The 22346-nt window shown below is 71.4% G+C and carries 19 protein-coding genes and 2 pseudogenes; 11 read left to right on the top strand and 10 right to left on the bottom strand.

The genetic code is table 11. The features are described 5' to 3' along the window. Positions 1-178 precede the first annotated feature (178 nt). Positions 179-499: a DUF2795 domain-containing protein gene (locus tag ACFY3N_RS18030; RefSeq protein ID WP_390817654.1), complete on the bottom strand. Its 321-nt coding sequence runs from the start codon at positions 497-499 to the stop codon at positions 179-181. Between the two features lie 78 nt (positions 500-577). Further along, entirely contained in the window at positions 578-1591 is a 1014-nt protein-coding gene (locus ACFY3N_RS18035; protein WP_390817655.1) for a LacI family DNA-binding transcriptional regulator, read from the bottom strand. Positions 1592-1893: 302 nt separating this feature from the next. On the opposite strand from ACFY3N_RS18035, the gene ACFY3N_RS18040 reads away from it, so the two are divergent. From ACFY3N_RS18040 to ACFY3N_RS18060, 5 genes are all read left to right on the top strand, one after another. After that, on the top strand, positions 1894-3201 hold the full coding sequence (locus ACFY3N_RS18040) for an ABC transporter substrate-binding protein (protein WP_390817656.1): 1308 nt from the start codon (positions 1894-1896) through the stop codon (positions 3199-3201). Between the two features lie 94 nt (positions 3202-3295). Continuing rightward, complete coding sequence (locus ACFY3N_RS18045; RefSeq protein WP_390817657.1) at positions 3296-4291, top strand: carbohydrate ABC transporter permease; 996 nt, start codon at positions 3296-3298, stop codon at positions 4289-4291. Positions 4292-4303: 12 nt separating this feature from the next. Beyond that, the gene (locus ACFY3N_RS18050) at positions 4304-5227 is read left to right on the top strand and encodes a carbohydrate ABC transporter permease (protein WP_390817658.1); all 924 of its coding nucleotides are present in this window, start codon (positions 4304-4306) and stop codon (positions 5225-5227) included. 76 nt (positions 5228-5303) lie between these two features. Beyond that, complete coding sequence (locus ACFY3N_RS18055) at positions 5304-6740, top strand: GH1 family beta-glucosidase (RefSeq protein ID WP_390817659.1); 1437 nt, start codon at positions 5304-5306, stop codon at positions 6738-6740. A 405-nt stretch (positions 6741-7145) separates the two neighbouring features. Next, on the top strand, positions 7146-8144 hold the full coding sequence (locus ACFY3N_RS18060) for a helix-turn-helix domain-containing protein (protein ID WP_390817660.1): 999 nt from the start codon (positions 7146-7148) through the stop codon (positions 8142-8144). A 149-nt stretch (positions 8145-8293) separates the two neighbouring features. Here the strand turns inward: ACFY3N_RS18060 and ACFY3N_RS18065 are convergent, their stop codons facing one another. Next, positions 8294-9316, bottom strand: a complete 1023-nt coding sequence (locus ACFY3N_RS18065) for a LacI family DNA-binding transcriptional regulator (RefSeq protein ID WP_390817661.1) — start codon at positions 9314-9316, stop codon at positions 8294-8296. A 138-nt stretch (positions 9317-9454) separates the two neighbouring features. Between ACFY3N_RS18065 and ACFY3N_RS18070 the strand changes: the two genes are divergently transcribed. From ACFY3N_RS18070 to ACFY3N_RS18085, 4 genes are read left to right on the top strand one after another with little or no spacing between them, the layout of a single operon-like run. After that, positions 9455-10759, top strand: a complete 1305-nt coding sequence (locus ACFY3N_RS18070; protein WP_390817662.1) for an ABC transporter substrate-binding protein — start codon at positions 9455-9457, stop codon at positions 10757-10759. Positions 10760-10769: 10 nt separating this feature from the next. Next, positions 10770-11726: a carbohydrate ABC transporter permease gene (locus tag ACFY3N_RS18075; RefSeq protein WP_390817663.1), complete on the top strand. Its 957-nt coding sequence runs from the start codon at positions 10770-10772 to the stop codon at positions 11724-11726. Then, entirely contained in the window at positions 11723-12541 is an 819-nt protein-coding gene (locus ACFY3N_RS18080) for a carbohydrate ABC transporter permease (RefSeq protein WP_390817664.1), read from the top strand. Before ACFY3N_RS18075 ends, ACFY3N_RS18080 begins: the two co-directional genes overlap by 4 nt. After that, on the top strand, positions 12538-14919 hold the full coding sequence (locus tag ACFY3N_RS18085; protein ID WP_390817665.1) for a glycoside hydrolase family 3 N-terminal domain-containing protein: 2382 nt from the start codon (positions 12538-12540) through the stop codon (positions 14917-14919). The genes ACFY3N_RS18080 and ACFY3N_RS18085 overlap by 4 nt, the downstream gene beginning before the upstream one ends. 212 nt (positions 14920-15131) lie before the next feature. On the opposite strand, the gene ACFY3N_RS18090 is transcribed toward ACFY3N_RS18085, so the two are convergent. Further along, positions 15132-15233: a DUF397 domain-containing protein gene (locus tag ACFY3N_RS18090; RefSeq protein WP_390817799.1), complete on the bottom strand. Its 102-nt coding sequence runs from the start codon at positions 15231-15233 to the stop codon at positions 15132-15134. A gap of 107 nt (positions 15234-15340) precedes the next feature. Continuing rightward, a pseudogene (locus tag ACFY3N_RS18095) lies at positions 15341-15565 on the bottom strand (Scr1 family TA system antitoxin-like transcriptional regulator); the annotation flags it as partial. A 52-nt stretch (positions 15566-15617) separates the two neighbouring features. Between ACFY3N_RS18095 and ACFY3N_RS18100 the strand changes: the two are divergent. Together ACFY3N_RS18100 and ACFY3N_RS18105 are read left to right on the top strand one after the other, a co-directional pair. Next, positions 15618-16121 carry an ATP-binding protein gene (locus ACFY3N_RS18100; RefSeq protein ID WP_390817666.1) on the top strand — a complete coding sequence of 168 codons (504 nt, stop codon included), beginning with the start codon at positions 15618-15620 and terminating at the stop codon, positions 16119-16121. A gap of 193 nt (positions 16122-16314) precedes the next feature. Then, positions 16315-17832 (top strand): hypothetical protein, encoded by a 1518-nt coding sequence (locus ACFY3N_RS18105; RefSeq protein ID WP_390817667.1) that lies wholly within the window; start codon positions 16315-16317, stop codon positions 17830-17832. A 56-nt stretch (positions 17833-17888) separates the two neighbouring features. Here the strand turns inward: ACFY3N_RS18105 and ACFY3N_RS18110 are convergent. The 5 genes and pseudogenes from ACFY3N_RS18110 to ACFY3N_RS18130 form a co-directional block, all read right to left on the bottom strand. Then, positions 17889-17981, bottom strand: a pseudogene (locus tag ACFY3N_RS18110) (capsule biosynthesis protein CapD); the annotation flags it as partial. A gap of 472 nt (positions 17982-18453) precedes the next feature. Continuing rightward, positions 18454-18825, bottom strand: coding sequence for a hypothetical protein (locus ACFY3N_RS18115; RefSeq protein WP_390817668.1), 372 nt, complete (start codon positions 18823-18825; stop codon positions 18454-18456). A gap of 239 nt (positions 18826-19064) precedes the next feature. Further along, the gene (locus ACFY3N_RS18120) at positions 19065-19271 is read right to left on the bottom strand and encodes a DUF397 domain-containing protein (RefSeq protein ID WP_390817669.1); all 207 of its coding nucleotides are present in this window, start codon (positions 19269-19271) and stop codon (positions 19065-19067) included. Beyond that, entirely contained in the window at positions 19268-20122 is an 855-nt protein-coding gene (locus ACFY3N_RS18125; protein WP_390817670.1) for a helix-turn-helix domain-containing protein, read from the bottom strand. Before ACFY3N_RS18125 ends, ACFY3N_RS18120 begins: the two co-directional genes overlap by 4 nt. Before the next feature lie 409 nt (positions 20123-20531). Next, positions 20532-22235: an IclR family transcriptional regulator C-terminal domain-containing protein gene (locus tag ACFY3N_RS18130; protein WP_390817671.1), complete on the bottom strand. Its 1704-nt coding sequence runs from the start codon at positions 22233-22235 to the stop codon at positions 20532-20534. Positions 22236-22346: the final 111 nt, after the last annotated feature.

Genomic DNA, 22346 nt, shown 5'->3' on the forward strand with positions numbered 1-22346 from the left:
CGGCGGGGGGGCCGGGGGGGCGGGGGCGCCCTGGGGGGGGGGGCGCCCACGAGCCCCCCCGGGCGGGGGGGCGGGGGGCCCCCCCGGCCGGCCCCCCCCCCCCCCCCCCACAGCCGGGTCACGGGAAGGCCGCGTGGGGCCCCGCGCCGGTGCGGCTCACCCGCACCGCCCGCCGGGGTCAGCGGTCCAGTTCGTCCTCCACCGGCGGTTCGGGCACCTCCCGCAGGTGCTGGGACTGGCCCTGCCTGCCGCCCGCACGGGCCTGCTCCGCCTGCTGCGCGGGACTCGGGCCGAGGTCGGAATCGGGGTCCACGCGCACCGACCGGGCCACCTCCTCACGATTGGCGTACTGCTCGGCGGGAATGCCGCGCAGCGCCTTGACGACGTCCTGCGAGGCACCCGACCGGCCGGCCGCCTCGACCAGGTCGTCCTTGCCGGCCGGGAAATCGACGTCCTTGACGGCGTTCACCACGTCCCGGGCGCTCGTCCTGTGGGCCATGGCTCCTTCTCCCCCGTCGTGCTGCCGGGACCCCCGGGTAACCGCCCCCGCCCGTCCCTCACCTCCGCGGAGAGCCCGCTAGGACGACTCCCGCACCACCAGCTCCGTGGGCAGCGTCCGCTGCTGCCGGGGCGCGCCCCGCCGGGTGATGCCGGTGAGGATCAGGGCCATGGTGCGGCCGATCTCCTCCACCGGCTGGCGCACGGTCGTCAGGGGCGGGGCGGTGTGGCGGGCGAGGATGGAGTCCTCGTAGCCGACGACGGCGACATCGCCGGGCACCTGCCGTCCCTGTCGGCGCAATTCGGCCAGGGCGCCGACCGCCATGAGGTCGGAGGCGGCGAAGACGGCGTCCAGGTCCGGGACGCGTTCAAGTAGCGAACGCATGGCCCGGCAGGCGCCCTCCTCCGTGAAGTCGCCCTCCTCGACCAGGAGTTCGTCCGCGGGCACCCCCGCCTCCCGGTGGGCGGTGCGCCAGCCGGCGAGCCGGCTGCGGCCGACGTCCATGTCCAGCGGGCCGGTGATCGTGGCGATCCGGGTCCGGCCGCGGTGCAGCAGGTGCCGTACCGCCGCGGTGGCGCCACCGGTGTTGTCGGAGTCGACGTAGCTCAGCCGCTCGCCCGCGTCCCGGCGGCCGGCCAGCACGGTGGGCAGGCCCATCTCCTCCAGCATGCCCGGCAGCCGGTCGTCGGCGTGCACGGAGACCAGCAGGACGCCGTCCACGCGGTGCGCCGCCACCGTCTCGGTGAGCTGGTCGCGCTCGGCCTGGTCGCGGACGAGCATCAGCTGGAGCTGGGTCCGGCTCTCCGCCAGGGCGCCGCTGACACCGCGGATCAGCGCGGCGAAGAAGGGCTCCGAACCGAGCCGGCTCTCCGACTCCGGGATCACCAGGGCCACCGCGTTGGTGCGGTTGGTCACCAGGCCGCGGGCGACCGAGTTGGGGACGTAGTTCAGTTCCTTGATCGCGGCCAGCACCCTCGCCCGGGCGTCGGCACTGACCAGGTCCGAGCCGTTGACGACGCGGGAGACCGTGGTACGGCCCACGCCGGCGCGGGCGGCGACCGTTTTGATGGTCGGACGGCGGTTGCCGCTCATGTGCTCCCCCCTGGGCGGCCGCGGCGGCGATGCCTGCCGCGGAGGTGACCTGCGGCAATTCTTGCAGACGCCGCCGTCGGCGCAGCACCCCCCGGGGGCGGGACGGCGGACGCGGGGCCCGGTGCGGGACGACGAGTTGGTTTCAAGTTATTGACAGACCTATCCGCTAGCCATGAGTCTTCGTTGCGCGGTGGGAACGTGCCCACCCCGAAATGGGCACGTTCCCATCCCTATCAGAGCCGCTGTAGTCATCGCAGAACTCGTCACTCCGATGTGTCAGCGCCGTCGCTAGGAGGAGATCCATGGGCACTCTCGGTTCGTTGCGCAGGAAGGCGGTGGCGACAGCCGCGGCCGCCGGCGCGCTGGCACTGGTCGTCGGCTGCGGCGGCAGCGACGACTCGGTCACCGGCGGTGGCAAGAAGGACGGCAAGGTCACCATCACCATGGGCCTGTACGGCGTGATGGGCCTCAAGGAGACCGGCCTTCTCGAGCAGTACGAGAAGGAGAACCCCGAGGTCGACATCAAGGCCGAGATCGCCGGTGACGAGCAGACGTACTACACCGCGCTGCAGACCAGGCTCGCCGCCGGCAACGGTCTGAAGGACATCCAGGGCATAGAGATCGGCCGGGCCAAGGAGATCACCGAGACCCAGGCGGACAAGTTCGCGGACTTCGCCGGCACGGCGGGCACCGACCACTTCCTGCCCTGGAAGGAGTCCCAGATCAGCACCGCGGACGGCAAGGTGCTGGGCCTGGGCACCGACATCGGCCCGATGGCCGTCTGCTACCGCAAGGACTACTTCGAGCAGGCCGGCCTGCCCACCGACCGCGAAGAGGTCGGCAAGCTGTGGGAGGGCGACTGGAAGAAGTACGTCGAGGTCGGCCGCACCTTCAAGAAGGACTTCAAGGGCGGGAAGGTGGCGTTCACGGACTCGGCCAGCGGTCTGTTCAACGCCATGGTCTACGGCTACCCCGAGCAGTACTACGACGAGAAGGGCGACCTGATCTACGACAGGAACCCGGCCGTCAAGGAGGCCTGGGGCCTCGCCTCCGACGCCGCGGAGGAGGGGCTGACCGCCAAGCTCCGCCAGTTCCAGCCGGGCTGGGACCCCGGCCTGGCCAACGGCACGTTCGCGACCGCCGTGTGCCCGGCCTGGATGCTCAGCCACATCAGCGAGAAGGCCGGTGAGGGCAACAAGGGCAAGTGGGACGTCGCCCGGGCGCCCAAGGGCGCCAACTGGGGCGGGTCCTTCCTCGGGGTGATCGAGAAGAGCCCGGTGAAGGAGGAGGCCAAGAAGCTCGTCGCCTGGCTGACCGCGCCGGAGCAGCAGGCCCACATCTTCAAGGAGATCGGCAACATCCCCTCCTCCGAGAAGGCCCTGGAGAACCCCGACGTGAAGAACGCCACGTCGGAGTACTTCGACAACGCCCCGATCGGCCAGATCTTCGGAGCCGCCGCGCAGGAGATCCCGGACAAGCAGGTCCTCGGCCGCAAGGACGGCACGATCAAGGACACCTTCTCCCAGGGCCTGGCCCTGGTCGAGCAGGGCACCGCGCGCGACCAGGCGTGGAAGACCACCACGGAGCGCATCGAGAAGGCGGTCGGCTGACCCGACGCCTCCCGCAGCCGCCCGGGCCCGCCCGGCACCTCGCCGACGGGCCCGGGGCCCGGCTCACCCATCCGCTCTCAGGAAGGAAAGTCCGGTGGCCACCTCCACCACCAAAGCCCTGACCGGCGAGGAGCCGCCGGCCCCGCCCGGCACGCCGGGCGGCGAGAAGACCGCCCGGCGGCGCAGCGCGCTGCTGCACCGGCTGGACGTCAAGGGCGCGCCGTTCGCGTTCGTCGCACCCTTCTTCATCGTCTTCGCCGCGTTCAGCTTCTACCCCCTCGTCTACACCTCGTGGATCTCGCTGCACGACGTGGAACTGGCCACCCTCGACGTCATGGAGTGGGTGGCGTTCGACAACTACGTCGAACTCTGGGGCGACTCGCGGTTCTGGAACGCGCTGCGGAACACCGTCACCATCGGCGTCATCTCCACGGTGCCGCAGCTGATGATGGCGCTCGGCCTGGCGCACCTGCTCAACTACCGGATGCGCGCCTCGCTGTTCTTCCGCGTCGCCTCGCTGGTCCCGTACGCCACCTCGGTCGCCGCCGCCGCGCTCGTCTTCACCATGATCTTCGAGCGTGACTTCGGCATGATCAACTGGGCGCTCGGCTCGGTCGGCATCGACCCGGTGGACTGGGAGGCCGACAAGTGGCCCGCCCAGGTGGCGATCTCCACCATCGTCATCTGGCGCTGGACCGGCTACAACGCGCTGCTCTACCTGGCCGCCATGCAGGCCATCCCGGCCGAGCGGTACGAGGCGGCGTCCATCGACGGAGCGTCCCGGTGGAAGCAGTTCACCCACGTCACCGTCCCCGGCATCCGCTCCACCATCGTCTTCACCATCGTGCTCTCCACCATCGGCGCCACCCAGCTGTTCGGTGAGCCGCTGATCTTCGGCCAGGGACCCAACGGCGTCACCGGCGGCGCCGACAACCAGTACCAGACGCTGGGCCTGCTGCTGTACGAGGAGGGCTGGAAGAACTACCAGATGGGCCGCTCGGCGACCGTCGCCTGGGCGATGTTCATGCTGCTCGTCCTCGCCTTCGCGGCGCAGCGCCTGATCAAGCGCCTGCGTTCCCGCACGTCCTGACCTGGAGTCCTCATGACCACCCACAGCCTCCCGGTCCGGACCAAGACCCCGGTCCGGACCCCCGCCGAGAAACCGGCCGGCCGCGGCGGCCGCCGGCTGCTGCGCCAGGGCGCCGGCCGCCAGCACCACGCCGGCCCGCTCGCCTACGTCCTGCTCGTCGTCATGGCGGTGCTGTCGATCTTCCCGCTGTACTGGACGATGGTGGCGGCCTCCACCGACAACACCCGGGTCAGCCAGACACCGCCGCCGTTCCTGCCCGGCCCCAACCTGTTCAGCAACCTCGCCCGGGCCTGGGACGAGGCGGCGATGGGCAAGGCCATGATCAACAGCCTGATCGTGGCCGGCGTGATCGCCCTCTCCACGGTGATGTTCGCGACGCTGGCCGGATTCGCCTTCGCCAAGCTGCGGTTCAAGGGGCGCAACGTCCTGCTCATGCTGGTCATCGGCACCATGATGGTGCCGCCGCAGCTCGGCGTCGTACCGCTGTTCATGATGATGTCCGAGCTGGGCTGGTCGCAGCAGCTGCCCGCCGTCATCTTCCCCACGCTGGTGAGCGCGGTCGGCGTGTTCTTCATGCGGCAGTACCTGTCGGAGGCCCTGCCGGACGAACTCGTCGAGGCCGGACGCGTCGACGGGGCGCACTCGCTGCGGATCTTCTGGAGCATCGTGCTGCCCGTGGCGCGGCCCGCGATGGCGGTCCTGTTCATGATCACGTTCGTGCACGCGTGGAACGACTTCTTCTGGCCGTTCGTGGTGCTCGACATGACCAACCCGACGGTCCCCGTCGCCCTCACCCAGCTCAGCGCGGGCTACGTCCGCGACCAGTCGCTGATCATGGCGGGCGCGCTGCTCGGCACGCTGCCGCTGCTGGCGATGTTCGTCGTCTTCGGCCGTCAGATCGTCAGCGGCATCATGGCGGGCGCCGTCAAGGGCTGACCCGCCGCGCCCGGACCCGCACCCCGGCCCCCACCAGGCATCCGCCTGCGAACCCCCTTACCCCGAAAGGACTTACGTGGTCACCGCACAGCAGACCGCGTCCGCCCCGGACGCCGCCCGCACCTTCCCCAAGGGCTTCCTCTGGGGCTCCGCGACCGCCTCCTACCAGATCGAGGGGGCCGCCGCCGAGGACGGACGCACGCCGTCCATCTGGGACACCTACGCCCGCACCCCGGGCCGGGTCCGCAACGGCGACACCGGCGACATCGCCACCGACCACTACCACCGCTGGCGCGAGGACGTCGCCCTCATGGCCGAGCTCGGCCTCGGCGCCTACCGCTTCTCCCTCGCCTGGCCCCGCATCCAGCCCACCGGCCGCGGCCCCGCCGTGCAGAAGGGCCTGGACTTCTACCGGCGCCTCGTCGACGACCTGCTGGACAAGGGCATCCAGCCCGTCGCCACCCTCTACCACTGGGACCTGCCGCAGGAGCTGGAGGACGCCGGCGGCTGGCCGGAGCGCGCCACGGCCGAACGGTTCGCCGAGTACGCCGCCCTCGCCGCGGACGCCCTCGGCGACCGGGTGAAGACCTGGACCACCCTGAACGAGCCCTGGTGCAGCTCCTTCCTCGGCTACGGCTCCGGCGTGCACGCCCCCGGCCGCACCGACCCGGTCGCCGCGCTGCGCGCCGCCCACCACCTCAACCTGGGCCACGGCCTGGCCGTACAGGCACTGCGCGACCGCCTTCCCGCCGCCGCCCAGTGCTCGGTCACCCTCAACATCCACCATGTCCGCCCGCTCACCGGCAGCGACGCCGACGCCGACGCGGTCCGCCGGATCGACGCGCTCGCCAACCGGGTCTTCACCGGCCCGATGCTGCGGGGCGCCTACCCGGAGGACCTGTTCAAGGACACCGCGGCGCTCACCGACTGGTCCTTCGTGCGCGACGGCGACCTCGAACGGATCCACCAGCCGCTGGACTTCCTGGGCGTCAACTACTACACGCCCACCGTCGTCTCCGAGGCCGACGGCAGCGGCACCCACACCTCGGACGGACACGGCAACAGCGCCCACAGCCCCTGGCCGGGCGCCGACCGGGTCGCCTTCCACCAGCCGCCCGGCGACACCACCGCCATGGGCTGGGCCGTCGACCCCACCGGCCTGTACGACCTGCTGCGCCGGCTGTCGTCCGACTTCCCCAAGACGCCGCTGGTCATCACCGAGAACGGGGCCGCCTTCGACGACTACGCCGACCCCTCCGGGAACGTCAACGACCCCGCCCGGATCGCCTATGTGCGCGGCCACCTGGCCGCCGTCCACCGGGCGATCGTCGACGGCGCGGACGTCCGCGGCTACTTCCTGTGGTCGCTGTTGGACAACTTCGAGTGGGCCCACGGCTACGGCAAGCGCTTCGGCGCCGTCTACGTGGACTACCCGACCGGCACCCGCATCCCCAAGGCCAGCGCCCGCTGGTACTCCGAGGTGGCCCGCACCGGGATCCTGCCCGGCGCCTGACCGGACGGGTGCGGTGGTGCCCGCCGCGCCCATGACCACTGCGCCGTGTGCCGGGGACCGAGCGGCCCCCGGTGCGGCACAGCGGGCGGGCGGCACCCCGGCGACGGGGGATCCGGTGGCGCCGACAGCAGACCGGCGACGGCGGTGACCGGCGGGACCACGGCCGCCGCCGGCCCGGCGCAGTTCCCCCACCCGGACTGCTCAACTGTCCCCCCGCACCTCTCGGTTCACGGTCAGGGTGCACCACTGTGCGGTACGCGACCGGCCTCGTCCTCCGCGGGGCGCGCAGACCTCCTCGACCTTCCGCGCACCGCCGCCGCGAACCGACCGGCTCTGCGCTCCCCGGAGACCGGCCCGCGGTGGAGAATGCGGGGAGGGGATCACCTGCGGTGGGGGCGGAGGGCCATGGAGCGCGAGGACGCGGCGGGGAAGAGCAGGCCGGCGGGCCCGGTGTCCGTCTCGACCGACAGCGTGAGCGGACCGGAGGGGTTCGACTGGTGGGGGGAGATGGTCGGCAAGGAGGTCATGCCGGTGTCGCTGGCCAGCGCACACGCCGACCGCTTCAGGGGCGAGGCGACCACACTGGAACTCGCGCGCACCGAGGCGTCCGCCTTCTCCTTCTCGCCGATGTCGGCGTGGCGGACCCCCGACCACATCCGGAGGTCGGACCCGGAGAACTACTACCTCTTCCTGGTCCACGGCAGCCCCGTCGGACTGGAGCAGCGCCGCAACAACGTCCTGCTCGCGGCGGGGGAGATGGCGATCTTCGACACCTCGCAGCCGCTGTTCTGCGAGTTCCAGGACCACGGCCGCCCCACCCGGGTGTCCCTGCTGCGGCTGCCCAGGGCCGCCCTGCCGCTGCCCGGTGACGGAACCGACGGGCTGGTGGCCACCCGGCTGCCCGCACAGGCCGGTTCGGGCGTGCTGCTCGCCTCCTTCCTGACCGGTCTGCGGGCGAACGCCGGGCAGTTCAACACGACGGAGCTGCGACGCCTCGGCGCCACGGCACTCGAACTGGCGGCCACCTTCCTCGCCGCCCGTCTCGACGTCTCCCCGCCGCTGCCGGTCGAGAGCAGGCAGCAGGTGCTGCTGGCCCGCATCGACGCCTTCATCGCGCACCACCTGTCCGACCCGGACCTGAGTCCGGCGACGATCGCCGCGCACCACCACATCTCCGTACGCCTCCTGCACGCCCTGTTCGAGCAGGAGCCCGAGACGGTCGGCGCCACGATCCGCCGCCGCAGGCTGGAACGCACCCGCGCCGACCTCGCCGACCCGCGGCTGCGGCACCGGACGATCGGCGAGATCGCCCTGCGCCGGGGCTTCCGCCACCCCGCCGACTTCAGCCGCGCCTTCCGGCGCGCCTACGGAATCTCCCCCAGCGACTTCCGGAACACCTCCTGACCCGACGGCGTCACGGGCGTCCCGTAGGCCGGTGCACCGCTTTTCCGGGAACCTCCGAAACATTCGGATTCCCCTGGTCCCTCCCGGGTTCCCGTCCCGCCGCCCCGGACCACCCTCACCGGCCGCGCTCCCGGCCGGCCCTGCGCCGTTCAGGCCTTCCCGGGCGGAGCCGTGCTCTGCCGCACCACCAGGTGCGTCGCCAGCTCGATGCGCTGGGCGGCCGTGCCGGGGTCGCCCGGGCGCAGCAGCATCCGGGCGGCCTCCTCGGCCATGTGCCGCAGCGGCTGGTGGACCGTGGTGAGCGGCGGGCTCGACCACTGCGCCAGTGGCACGTCGTCGTAGCCGACCACCGACAGGTCCTCCGGCACGCGCAGGCCCCTGACCCGGGCCGCCTCCAGCACGCCGAGCGCCTGGAGGTCGCTGCCCGCGAAGACCGCCGTGGGCCGGTCCGGCCCCTCCAGCAGGTCCATGGCGTGCTCGAAGCCGCCCTGCACGTGGAAGTCGCCGAAGCGCGTCAGCCGCGGATCGGTCTCCAGACCCGCCATCGCCATGGCCGAGCGGTAGCCGTCGAGGCGCGCCAGTGAGCACAGCATGTCCTCGGGCCCGGTGATGATCGCGACCCGTCGGTGCCCCCGGTCGGTGAGATGGCGGGTGGCGGCGAGACCGCCGGCCCAGTTCGCCGAGCCGACCGAGGGCACGTCCGGGTCGGGGTCGCCCGCCGGGTCGATGACGACGAAGGGGATGGCCGCCGTCCCGAGCCGCCGCTTGACCTCCTCGGGGAGCGTGGAGAAGACCAGCACGACGCCCAGCGGCCTGCGCCGCAGCACACCCGGGAGCCAGTCCGGCGCGGGCGCGTGCCGGGTGCCGCTCTCGGTGAGCACCACCGTCGCGCGGTTCTCCTTGGCGACGTTCTCCACGCCCCTGATCAGCTCCATCGCCCAGATGCTGTCCAGTTCGTGGAAGACGAGCTCGATGAGCGGGGAGCGGGACGCCGCCTGGGCGCGCCTGCGGTAGCCGTGGACCTCCAGAAGCCGCTCCACCTTGGCCCGGGTCGCGCGGGAGACATCCGAACGGCCGTTGAGGACCTTCGAAACTGTCGGCATCGAAACACCGGCCTCTTTCGCGACCGCGGCCAAGGTCACTCTGCCGCTCACCTCGTCGTCATCGTGCATATCCGCAGGATAGGGCACCGCGCGTCGATAACGGTTTGGGCGAGTACCGCTCCGACCGTTGACCGAAACACAGGTCTGACCTACTGTCCCACGGCATGGACTTTCGGCGATGATGCCGAAACTTTCGAAAGGCGAACGATGAAGACACGTGCGCGCTTGCCCAGACTGGTCGCCTGCGGTGCGACGCTCGCCCTCGCACTGGGCCTGACGGCCTGCGGCGACGGGAACGGCGGGGCGTCGGCGGACGACGGCAAGATCCATGTCCTGGTCTACGGGGACGCCACCAACAAGGTCGAGAAGCGGATCGTCGACACGTTCAACAAGACGTCCGACGTCAAGGTCGTCCTCGACACCATCCCCGGTGCGGACTACCAGCAGAAGCTGCAGACGATCATCAACACCCCCCAGGCCCCGGACGTCTTCTTCAACTGGGGCGGCGGCAGCATCAAGCCGTTCGTCAAGGCCGGTCTGCTGATGCCGCTCGACGACTTCATCAAGAAGAACCCGGACCTGGAGAACAAGTTCCTGCCGTCCGTCTTCAACAACGCCGTCGTCGACGGCAAGCCGTACGGCATCCCGATGCGCGGCACCCAGCCGGTCCTGCTCTTCCACAACAAGGCGGTCCTCGACAAGGCGGGCGTCGAGCCGCCGAAGACCTGGGACGAGCTGCTCGACGCGGTGGAGAAGCTCAAGGACGAGGGCGTCACGCCGATCGCGCTCGGCGGCGGCGACGTCTGGCCGACGCAGATGTGGTTCCAGTACCTCTACGACCGCATCGCCGGCCCGGAGCTGTTCGCGAAGGCCGTCGGGGGCGACAAGAGCGCCTGGGAGAGCGCGGACAGCAGGAAGGCCCTGGACATGATCAGGGAGCTCGTCGACGCCGGCGCCTTCGGCAAGAACTACGACTCCGTCAAGTACACCAACGGCGGCTCGGTCCAGCTGGTGGCCGGGGGCAAGGCCGGCTTCGAGCTGATGGGCTCCTGGTACTACTCCCAGCAGCTCACGGACCACAAGGAGTTCGCCGAGAAGGACCTCGGCTACAGCACCTTCCCGACCGTCGAGGGCGGCAAGGGGGACCCGGCCAACGTCGCCGGCAACACCAACAACTACTACTCGGTGATGAAGAAGACCAAGCACCCCGAGGCGGTCGCCGAGTTCCTGAAGCTCATGTACTCCGACGACTTCGTCAAGGCGCAGCTGGAGGTCGGCAACCTGCCGACCACGACCAACACCGACAAGTTCATCGAGACCACGGGCTCCCCCGAGTACTCGCGCTTCCAGTACGACCTGGTCGCCGACGCCCCGTCGTTCCAGCTCTCCTGGGACCAGGCGTACCCGCAGAAGGCCAGCTCGGACATGCACAAGGCCGTCCAGCAGTTCTTCAACGGACAGCTCGACACGGACGGCTTCATCAAGGCCATGCAGGCCCTCCCGACCGAGTGACGAACGGCTCATGACGACACAGATCACGAGCGCCCGGCCCGCCGCCGGACCCCGCAAGGGGTCCCGGCGGCGGCCGCCCGCCTCGTCCGCAACAACGGTGGGCCGCCCCGGCTTCGCCTGGGCGCTGCCCGCCGCAGTGTTCTTCGCCCTCTTCGCGATCGTCCCGCTGATCATGGTGGCGGTGCTGTCCTTCATGAGCTGGGACGGGCTCAGCTCGCCCGAGTTCGTCGGCACGGACAACTGGTCGCGCCTGATGGACGACCCGGTGATGCTCAACAGCATCTGGCTGACCCTGCTGCTGACCGTGCTCGGCGTGGTCCTCCAGACCCCGCTGAGCATCCTGCTCGGCGTCTGGGCCGCCGGCCACCAGCGCAACCGGGCCGTACTGTCCGTCATCTACTTCATCCCGCTGCTGCTGTCCGCGACGGCCGTCTCCGTACTGTGGCGGGCACTGCTCGACCCGAACTTCGGCATCCCGGCCGAGGCCGCCTGGCTGTTCGGCGACGGCAACCTGTTCGGTGAACAGGCCACCGCCATCGGGGTGCTGGCGTTCGTCAGCACCTGGCAGTTCACCCCGTTCCACACGCTGATCTACCAGGGCGCCGCCCGCGCGATCCCCCAGGTGCTCTACCAGGCAGCGGAGATCGACGGGGCGGGCCGCTACCGGCAGTTCTTCCACATCACCCTGCCGCAGCTGCGCAACTCGATGATCACCTCGATGATCCTGATGATCGTCGGCGGCCTGACCACCTTCGAGACCGTCCTCATCCTGACCCAGGGCGGCCCCGGCACCGACACCACCATCAGCGCCTACTACATGTACGACAAGGCGTTCAAGAGCTTCGACTACGGAACCGGCTCCGCCATCGCCCTGGTCCTGGTCGTCGCGGCCACGATCATCTCGCTGATCGTCGTCCGGGTCTCCGGCTACGACAAGATGCGCAGCTCCATGGAGGGTGTGTCATGAGGCGCCGACCGAACTACGTGGCCGGCGCCGGCTCCCTCCTCTGGCTCTTCCTGGTCGGCCTGCCGCTGTACGTGATGCTCGCCGCCACCCTGCGCACCCGCCAGGACTACGCCGAGAACGGCCCGGTCTCGATCCCGGACAGCTTCACCCTGGACAACTACACCGGCGCCTTCGACTCGGGCTTCGGCCAGTACTTCCTCAACACGCTCGTCGTCACCGCCTGCGTGATCGGCATCGTGCTGCTGCTGGTCCCACCGCTCGCCTACGCGATCGTCCGCAGCCGCGGCCGGACCACGTCGGCGATCTTCCGGCTGTTCCTGCTCGGCCTCGCCATCCCGGCCCAGGCCGTCATCGTGCCGATGTTCTACCTGATCAGCGAAGCCGGCCTGTACGACAACCTGCTGGGCGTCATCCTGCCCACGGCCGCTTTCTGCCTGCCGATGTCGGCGCTGATCCTCAGCGGCGCGATGCGTGACATCTCCCCGGAGCTGTACGAGGCCATGGCCATGGACGGCGCCACCCCGCGGCGCATGTTCTTCCAGCTCGTGCTGCCGCTGTCCCGCGGAGGGCTGTCCACGATCGTGGTCTTCTCCGCGCTCCAGGCGTGGAACGGCTTCCTGTTCCCGCTCGTGCTGACCCAGTCCGACTCCACCAAGGTGGTCACCCTGGGTCTGTACAACTTCCAGACCGAACACGGCATCGACATCCCCGGTCTGCTGGGAGCCGTGGTGCTGTCCATGGTGCCCATCCTGCTCGTCTACCTGTTCGCCCGTCGCGCCCTGGTCCAGGGCCTGATGGGTGTCGGAGGAAAGTGACTGCCGACGTGGCCGTAGAGACCGCCCCCGAAATCCCCCTCTGGAACGACCCCGACCGACCCGTCACCGCCAGGGTCGACGCACTCATCGGCGCGATGACCCTGGACGAGAAGATCGCCCAGCTGTACGGCGTGTGGGTCGGCGCGTCCGCCAACGGCGGCGAAGTGGCCCCGCACCAGCACGACATGGAGGAGGCCGTCGACCTCGACGCGCTCCTGCCCGCCGGACTGGGCCAGCTGACCCGCCCCTTCGGCACCGCGCCCGTCGACCCGGCGCTCGGCGCGCTCTCCCTGCTGCGCACCCAGTCCCGCATCACCTCGGCGAACCGCTTCGGCATCCCCGCCGTCGCGCACGAGGAGTGCCTGGCCGGTTTCGCCGCCTGGGGCGCCACCGCCTACCCCGTCCCCCTCTCCTGGGGCGCCACCTTCGACCCGGACGCGGTGCGCCGGATGGCCGCCGCCATCGGCCGCGACATGCGGTCCGTCGGCATCCACCAGGGCCTCGCCCCCGTCCTCGACGTGGTCCGCGACGCCCGCTGGGGCCGGGTGGAGGAGACCATCGGCGAGGACCCCTACCTCGTCGGCACCATCGGCACCGCGTACGTGCGGGGCCTGGAGTCCGCCGGGATCGTCGCCACCCTCAAGCACTTCGTCGGCTACTCGGCCTCCCGCGCCGGACGCAACCTCGCCCCCTCGTCCATGGGCGTCCGCGAACGGGCCGACGTCCTGCTGCCGCCGTTCGAGATGGCGATCCGCGAGGGCGGCGCCCGCTCCGTGATGCACTCCTACACGGACACCGACGGCGTCCCCGCCGCGGCCGACGAGAGCCTGCTGACCGGACTGCTCCGCGACACCTGGGGCTTCGAGGGCACCGTCGTCGCGGACTACTTCGGCATCGCCTTCCTCAAGACCCTGCACGGCGTCGCCGCCGACTTCGCCGACGCCGCGGGCGCCGCGCTCAAGGCGGGCGTCGACGTCGAACTGCCCACCGTCAAGACGTTCGGCGCACCGCTCGCCGAGGCCGTCACCGCCGGCCGCGTCCCCGAGGCGCTCATCGACCGCGCCCTGCGCCGCGTCCTCGGCCAGAAGGCGGAGCTCGGCCTGCTCGACCCGGACTGGAGCCCGGTCCCGCCCGCGCTCGAGGGCGCGGACCCGGACGACCCGGAGGCGCTGCGCGGCAGGATCGACCTGGACCGGCCCGAGAACCGTGAACTGGCCCGGGAGATCGCCGAGAAGGCGGTCGTCCTGCTCACCAACGACGGCACCCTGCCCCTCACCGGGCCCCGCCGCATCGCCCTGGTCGGCCCCAACGCGGCCGAGGCCACCGCCGTACTGGGCTGCTACTCCTTCCCCCAGCACGTGGGCGTGCAGCACCCGGACGTCCCGGTCGGCATCGACCTGCCCACCCTGCGCGACACCCTGACCGCCGAGTTCCCCGACGCGGACATCACGGTGGCCCGCGGCACCGGCGTCGACGACGGGGACCTCTCCGGGATCGGCGAGGCGGTGGACGCGGCCCGGGGCGCGGACGTCGTCATCGCCGTCCTCGGCGACCGCGCGGGCCTGTTCGGCCGCGGCACCAGCGGCGAGGGCTGCGACGCGGAGTCCCTCGCCCTGCCCGGAGCCCAGCAGCACCTGCTCGACGCGCTGCTCGACTCCGGCACGCCGGTGGTGACCGTCCTGCTCGCCGGCCGCCCGTACGCCCTCGGCCGCGCCGCGGCCGGCTCGGCGGCGATCGTGCAGTCCTTCTTCCCCGGAGCCGAGGGCACCCACGCGATCGCCGGCGTGCTCAGCGGCCGCACGAACCCCTCCGGACGGCTTCCGGTCAGTGTGCCGCGCGGCCCGGGCGCCCAGCCGACCACCTACCTCGGCGCACGCCTCGCCCAGCTCAGCGAGGTGTCCAACATCGACCCGACCCCGGCGTTCGGCTTCGGCCACGGCCTGACGTACACGACGTTCGCCTGGAGCGACCTCGCCGTGGACGCGCGGGAGGCGGGCACGGACGGCGAGTTCGCCCTCGCCCTCACCGTCCGCAACACCGGCGGACGGTCCGGCACGGAGGTGGTCCAGCTGTACCTCCACGACCCGGTCGCCTCCGTCGTCCAGCCGGTGCAGCGTCTGGTCGGCTACACACGGGTGGAGCTGGAGCCGGGCGAGGCCCGCCGCGTCCGCGTCACGGTCCCGGCCGACGTGGCCTCCTTCACCGGCCGCGACGGCCACCGGATCGTGGAACCCGGGGACCTGGAACTCCGCCTGGCCGCGTCGAGCACCGACGCGCGCCTGACGGCGACGGTCACCCTGACCGGCCCGGAACACCGGGTGGACCACACCCGCCGCCTCCACGCGGTCTTCACCCAGGAGCCGGCCCCGCGGGCGTGACCCGGACCCGCACCGAACCCCGGCCGGCCCCGCCCTTCCTCCGCAGGGCGGGGCCGGCCCCGCCAGGCAGCGCCTGCGGTACCCGAGAATCGAACGCGGCGCCCACACGCCGAACGGCACGAACCCCATGGCCGGCCAGGGCCGCTCCCGTAGGGGCCGCCACCGGGGAGGCCGCGACGCGGGTGGAGCGTCACGGACCCGGGCGCGGTGGGTCAGGTCCGGTCCCGCCCCAGGCCCGCGACGAACCCGGACCACGCGCTCCGCGCGAACGCGAGCCGAGGACCACCGCGCTCCTTGGAGTCCCGTACGTGTATGGCGAGTGCGTCGAAGGCGACTTCGACGCACTCGCCTCCTTCGTCACCGCGTCGGTAATGAGGCGGCTGAAGTGCTGGACCTCCAGATAGGCGACCTGTGGCTTGCCCCTCGGGGTGAGCAGTGTGAACGGGCCGCCCATGCCTGCGTGATCCTCGCTCGCAGTAGGCATGACCTGGATCTCGACGTGCCGCAACCGGCCGATACGGAGCAGCTGTTCCAACTGGCCACGCTGAACGGCCCGGCCGCCGAACGGCTGGCGCAGAATGCTCTCCTGGACGACGGCGCTCACGGTCGGCGACGGCCATCGGGTCATCAACTCCTGCCGGGTCATCCTCGCGGCAACACGCTCCTCGACGGTCTCCTCGTCGAACACCCTCGGTGATGTGAATCAGGAAACCGTCACCGCACCCGGTGAACCGCTCGTCGGCACGGACCACTTCCGCACCTCGTTCCCCACCACCGCGCACGGCGCGCACACCGCGCGCCACGCCGCCGAGCGCTGGCTGGCCGCGCGGCAGGGCGGGCCGGAGCCCGCCGACGACAGCGCGGCCACGGCCTCCCTCCTCATCGCCGAACTGACCGCGAACGCGGCCCTGCACGGTCGGGCGCGGGGCAGGCACGCACGCCTCGCCCTCACTCTGACCCCCGCGACCCTGCGGATCGAGGTCACCGACGCGCGGGGCGAGCGTCAGCCCGTACCGGCCCCGGCCGCCGATGCCGAGTCCGGACGGGGTCTGCTCCTGGTCGCCTCGCTCGCGGACGCCTGGGGCTGCGAGCCGTACCCACCGGGCGGCAAGACGGTGTGGGCGGAGTGCGCCCGGCAACCGGCCCTCAGAACGAGCCCCGGCTCTCCCAGCGGTCCCGGAACCACGTCAGCGTCTCGGTGAGCAGTTCCCGGTTGCGGTCCTTCTCCAGCAGAGACGGCCAGTATCTGGCGCACGCCGCAGCGCTCGGTGGCGGTGAAGCGGCGGTTGCCCGGGTGGACGACTTGTGGAGTGAGTGTAAGAGCCACATACTGGTGCCGAAAACGATCGGCGTGACGTCGCCCCCGGCGGGCGCGGGCGGTTCCCGGGGGAAGCAGTGAGCGGTCCGGACGGCAGACTCGTGCAGACCGCGGTGATCGGGGGCCCGAACTCGGGACGCGCGATCATCCTGCCGACGGACGCCGACGAACTGCTGCGGTGGCGCCGCGGTCACCGTGCCTCCACGTACTGGTGCGGAACTCAGCTCGGGGGCTGCGGCAACGAGCTCTCCGACCGGCTGTACCGGGACAAGGTCTGCCACTTCGCGCACCGGCCCCACACCTCCTGCCACCGCACGGCCACGGGCGCCAACAGTGCCGACCACCTCTTCATCAAGGACGACCTCGCCGCCTGGAGCGGCGGACTCGGGATCAAAGGACGTGCCACCTCACGCGATCTCGGGTCCGGACCCGGCGACGCCGTGGACTTCCGTGCCGGGAACGGCGGGCGGCAGCACGTACGCTTCCAGTTCAGCAAGCTCTCTCATACCGAGTGGGCCGGCACGCGTGATCGGCTGACGCGTGAGGCGGCCACCCTCGACTGGGTCTTCGGGCCGGGTACCGTGCAACCGGAAACCGTGGAAGAGCTGTACGACGAGTACGGATACCTGCTTCGTTTCCGCTTCGAGACGCACGGCACGGTCCGGCACATCCGTCTGCGGGCGGAGGACCCCGGTAACAGCACCGCATGGGTGCCGCTCCGGGCCTGTGCCATGACTCCCGAAGGGCTGCGGGTGCCGGGAGCCGAACTGCGACGCCGCGCATCCGGTTCGCGACCTCTCGATGCGGCAGATACCGCGTCGGCGCCGAGGTCGCGCGACGACCAGGTCCGTGCACTGAGGGAGGCGTTGGTCAGCGCCGCACGCTTCCGGACCCGGCTCACCTGGGAGGCGCTGTGCCGCACGGCCGGCGGCGACCTGCTGGGGGTCTCTCCGCAGGACCGGGCCGGCCTGCTCATCGCCGTGGAACAGGCCGGCGGAGAGGACGCACCGCTGCTGTCGGCCCTCCTGAGAACCGGAGCGGGCGAACCACCGCCCTACCTCGGGGAAGTGGTCACCGCTGTCGGTGGCGGGACGCCGGCCACGGCGCAGGTGCTGAAGCGCTGGTGCCAGCGGGAGGCCGACCGGGCGTTCGCCGTGTACGGAACGCCGTCCCGCACCGCTCCGGCACGTCTGGCGCTCACCGCCGACGGACGGATCGCCGCGCGGAGAGCCGAGCCGGCGACGCGGCGCACCATCGTCCATGTCGAGGCCCGCGCCTCGGTACTGGAGGTCACACCACTTCATGAGGCCCTGCGCGGTGCACGGGAGAGGCAGGACAGAAGGCTCGTGGTGGGTCTTCTCGAGCAGGCGGAAGACTCGATCGTCACCCTGCCGAAATCCGAACACATCAAGCTGCTGCGGGAGATGAGAACGGCACGCGACTGGTTGAACAGCGAGGTGAGGAAGAGCAAGCGGAAGCGCCGGACGCTGGTGAATCCGCAGGAGAGGGCGAAGAGGAAGGGCGGCACGCTGAGGGACGCCCGTCCGCTGCCGGACCTCGGGAAGAAGCCCAAGAAGAGGAAGCCGTCGCGGTGAACCCACGCGCCGCCCGGCATCCCGCGGGAGACCGCGGCGCACCCGCCGGGCCGTCGGCGGAACACGGCGGCGTTCTCCGCGGCCCACTGCCGGAAGGGCCGGGCGGGGGAGCCGGTGACACGCGGAACCGTGTCGTGCACCTCGAGCAATGCGTGTCGGCCGGAGCCTCCGGGAGTTCCACCCGATCATGGTCGGGCCCGGCGGCCTTCAGCAGCCTCATGTACAGAGGAAGCCGGGCGAGCCGGCGGACAGCGGCCGGCAGCTCGCTGAAGACGGTCTCACGCGGCTTGCGCGACTGGTTCCAGGCCGCTCGCGCTTCAGCTGTGCTCCAGGGCACGAGTCGATAGGAGGTTCCGCGTGGGCGGGCGGCGGACCGACCGTGGACAGTGGCGAAGAGCACCGGACAGGGCGACATCTCGATGTCCGGGGGAGTCCGCACAACCAGGAGGAAACGCAGAGCGGATGCGGTGACCTGGCGGAGGATGCGGTCCACCTGCGGGGCCACCGCGTCGAATCGGCTCTGGGAGGCCATGCCGTCGACGACCACCACGCACGGTCGATCGAGACGGACGGATCCGGTGTTCCTCCTCGTCTCTGTCCGCCCTCCCCTCGGGAACCTCTTCAGCCCTCGGTGACATGGATGTCCCGAGCGGCTTGGTAGACGCGGCTGCTTCCGGAAGCCGTCGCATTCATGACGATGGAACGGACACGTTCCTCATCGGAAGCCGAAAGAGAGGGACGCAGCACGTCGTCGAGTACGCGTTGCAGCTCGTCGGCCAAGCCCGGGTCCTGGCGCAGCAAGCGCATGAGCCTGCGCTGCCAGTCCTCCGCGAGCCCTTGTTCCGTGCCGTCGTCGCCCGCCCGGCGGGCCGACCGGATTTCTTCACGGACTTCGACCAGCTCTGCTTCGATCGTGTCGGCCCGCTGGGGGAAAGCGCGCCGCCACAAGTCCACGACGGCGGTGCGCGCGTGCTGCCACGTGTCGGTCGCCATGGCCCCGACCAATGCAGCCGCCGCGGTTGATGCCAAGGTCGCAGGATCCACCGAACCCCCTGAACGTCGAGTGAGAGTGCGGCAACACGATAGAAGTGTTGAAGCTGCAGGACCACAGCTCGGCACGGAAGCACACCAAAGGCTCCCTTTTCTGAGCGGGCGGCATGACAACGGGCTGGTCCGCATCACCTGAAGTGATGCGGACCAGCCCGTTGTCACCCCCAGGAATCCCAGTGGTGCTACACGGCCATGGACGCCACGAACACGGCCCACTCGTCCCGGCCGACCCGCAGCATGGTCCCGTCGCACAGGACTTTCGAGTCCCGCACATACACGGCGTGCGAGCCGGCGGCCACCTCTACGCAGTCGCCGCCGCCCGACCCGCTGTAGCTGCTCTTGAACCAGTGCAGCCCGTCCACGTTCTCGGATACCTGCTCCACGCTCATGCCTCTCCCACCAGCCGTTCGATCAGCCGCGCAGACTCGACAGCGTTCAGAGCCTGCGATCGCAGCTTGCCATACCGCAACCCGAAGGCGCTGACCTCTGCCGGATCATGGAGGACGCACCCGACTTCCTGAGACTCGATGTATCCGAGGTGCTGGTGTCCACTGGTCTCCAGCACCACGAACGGTCCGTTCAGGCCGGAGTGGAACCCGGCGGCGGCAGGCATGACCTGCACCTCGACGTTGCGCAACGCGTTCACTTCCAGAAGGTGTTGCCACTGCCCGCGCATGACCTCCCTGTCGCCCACCGGATTCCGCAGCACCTCCTCCCCGATGATGAACGACAACTCGGCAAGCGGTACCCGCCTCAGCAGCTTCTGCCGACTCAGCCGCGCTTCTGTGTGCTGGTCGATGGTCTCCTCGCTCAGTGGAGGACAGTGACCGGCGAACAGGGCCCGCGCGTACCCCTCCGTCTGCAACAACCCGGGCACCAGCAGCGGATCGTACGAGAAGCGGCTCACCGCCTCCGCCTCGATGAGCGCAAAGTTGCGGAAGAAACGCGGCAGTTTCGCCCGGTCCACCTCGTCCTGGAGAACCTCCAGAACCCCGCCCGCCTCCAGCACCCGGTCCGCCGCCCGCGTGAACGCCGCCTTCGCCGGCCGCCGCCCCTGCTCGACCGAGGCGACCTGTTCCATCGAGTAGTCGACGGCCTCGCCGAGTTGCTGCTGGTTCATCCCGGCCCGCTTGCGCAGATGCTGGAGCAGCCTCCCGTACGCCGCCCACGCCCCCGGCAGGTCGCCCCCGCCCTCCTCCTTCGCCGTCCGACCGCTCCGCGTCTCCCGCACCGTGCTCATGCCTCACGCCCTTCCGTCCCGGAGCGCATTCCACCCACCCGCACCCGCGGCGGCGCCCCATCCGACCGCCGGGGCCTTGCTCAACGCACGCCGCGACGGCCCGGATACGACTCCGGGCCCGTACAACGCCCGTACCGGGGACCGTGCGATTCCGCGCAGCGAAGGCCGACTCCCGCATGACACCGCGGAATCGCGGGCGGCTCGGGCTGACACGGCCGTCGTCCGGAACGGGCCCCGTTCCCTGCCGTACCAGAGCGCTTCCGATGTCTTCGGTGGCACCCGTCGCAAAGGTCAGCGTCGTCTTCTCCTGCCGTCGGCCGGTGATCACGCCTGCCGCGCGCCAGGACCTCGGCCGAAGTCCGGGTCATGCAGAGGGACCGGGACCGGTACGGTGAGGAGCTTCGGGCGGTCAGCCCGTCTGGACGGGGCCGTCGGCGAACGCGACCGCCAGGTCCGACTCGATGCGGGCGGCGCAGGCGCGCAGTGCGGGGAGGAAGGCGTCCCTGGTGTGCCCGGGCGGTTCGGGGCCGGCGTGCAGGGCGATGTTCACGGCGGCGACGGCCCGCCCCTCCCGGTCCCGGACCGGTACGGCCAGCGAGCGCAGACCCACCTCCAACTCCTGCTCGACCAAAGCGTGTTGCTCATGGGCGACCCGGTCCAGCTCGGCACCGAGCGCGTCGGGCGAGGTGAGGGTGTGCGGGGTCAGGGGCCGGGGGTGGGAGGCGTCGATGCGTTCCCGCCGGTCCGCCTCGGGCAGGTCCGCGAGCAGGACCCGGCCCATGGAGGTGGCGTACGCGGGCAGCCGTGTGCCGGGCATGATCCGGGCGCTGGTGATCTGCTGGGCGGCGGCCCGGGCCACGTAGTGGACCTCGGTGCCGTCGAGGACCGCCAGTGAGGCCGACTCCCTGACCCGCCCGGCCAGTTCGGTCAGATGGGGCTGGGCGATGTCGGCGAGGGTGAGGGTGGACAGCCGCGCGTAGCCGAGCTCCAGCACGCGCGGGGACGGCAGGAAGCGGCGGCCGACCTGTTCCACGTAACCGAGTTGGCGGAGTGTCAGGAGATTGCGGCGGGTGCTGGGGTACGAGAGGCCGGCGGCCTCGGCGGCCTCGGCGAGGGTGAGTCCGCCGCGCCGCCGGCCGAGCGCGGTCAGGACGGCGAGGCCCCTGGCCAGCGCCTGGAGGAAGGACGGCCCCAGTTCGGGCTTGGCGTCGGCGTAGGCGGGGGCGGCGGGCGGCGCGGCGGCCGTCGCCGAGGTGCCGTACAGCTCGTCCGCGATGCGCCGGGCCTCCTCCGTCATCGTGGCCAGCGCGTGCGCGCGCAGTTCCTCGCCGCTGTGGCGGCTGGTGTGCGCGAGCACGCTGATCGCGCAGACGGGCCGGCCGTCCGGGTCGCGCACCGGGACCGCCACCGCGACCAGGCCCGGGGCGACCAGCTGGTCGTCCACTGCCCAGCCGTCCGCGTCGGCCGCCGCCGTCCAGGCGGCGAAGTCGGCCTCCGTCCGCTCGGGGGCGGGGGCGGTGCGGCGCGCGGGAACGGCCGGGAAGGTCTCGTCGAGGGGGTCGGCGGCGCGGCGGGCCCGCCACGCGTCGTACGTCTCGGGCCGCCATCCGGGGGCGAGTACGGCACCGGCCGCGCAGCGCTCGGCGGGCAGCAGGTCGCCGACGCGGAAGCCCAGGGGGATCATCCGGCCGGGCGGGACCGCCTTGCCGACGATGCGCGCGTCGCAGCCATCGGGGACGATCGCCGAGACCGACTCGTCGAGGGTGCGGGCCAGCCGCTCCAGGCTCGGCCGCAGCGCGTGGTCCATGCCGCTCGCGTGCAGGTAGGCGTTGCCGAACTCCATCAGGCGCGGGGCCGGCACGAGGTCGCGTCCCGCGGCGCGCAGGTGGTCGAGGTGGGTCAGGGTCGCGGTGATCCGGTCGACGGTCGAGCGCGCCAGACCGGTCGCCCGGGAGAGGTCGCCCGGGCGGACGGGGTGGGGGGAGTCCGCCGCGATCCGCAGCACGGCCAGTCCGCGCTCCAGCGGGCCGGCGGCCTCCGCCCCGGAGTCGGCCGGCGGAGGGACCGTCGGCGCGGATGCCTCCGGTGCCGCCCTCGGAACGCCCGGCGCCATGGCACTTCCTCCCGTATGTCGCTGTATGTCGGCTTCCCGGCGCGTGAGGCCGTACCCGTCGTCAGGGAAACGCTACCGGCCGTTGACAGCCGCCTCGGCGATCGCACACAC

Origin of the sequence: Streptomyces sp. NPDC000348 (genome assembly GCF_042898795.1) — a bacterium.
In the GTDB taxonomy this organism is placed as follows: domain Bacteria; phylum Actinomycetota; class Actinomycetes; order Streptomycetales; family Streptomycetaceae; genus Streptomyces.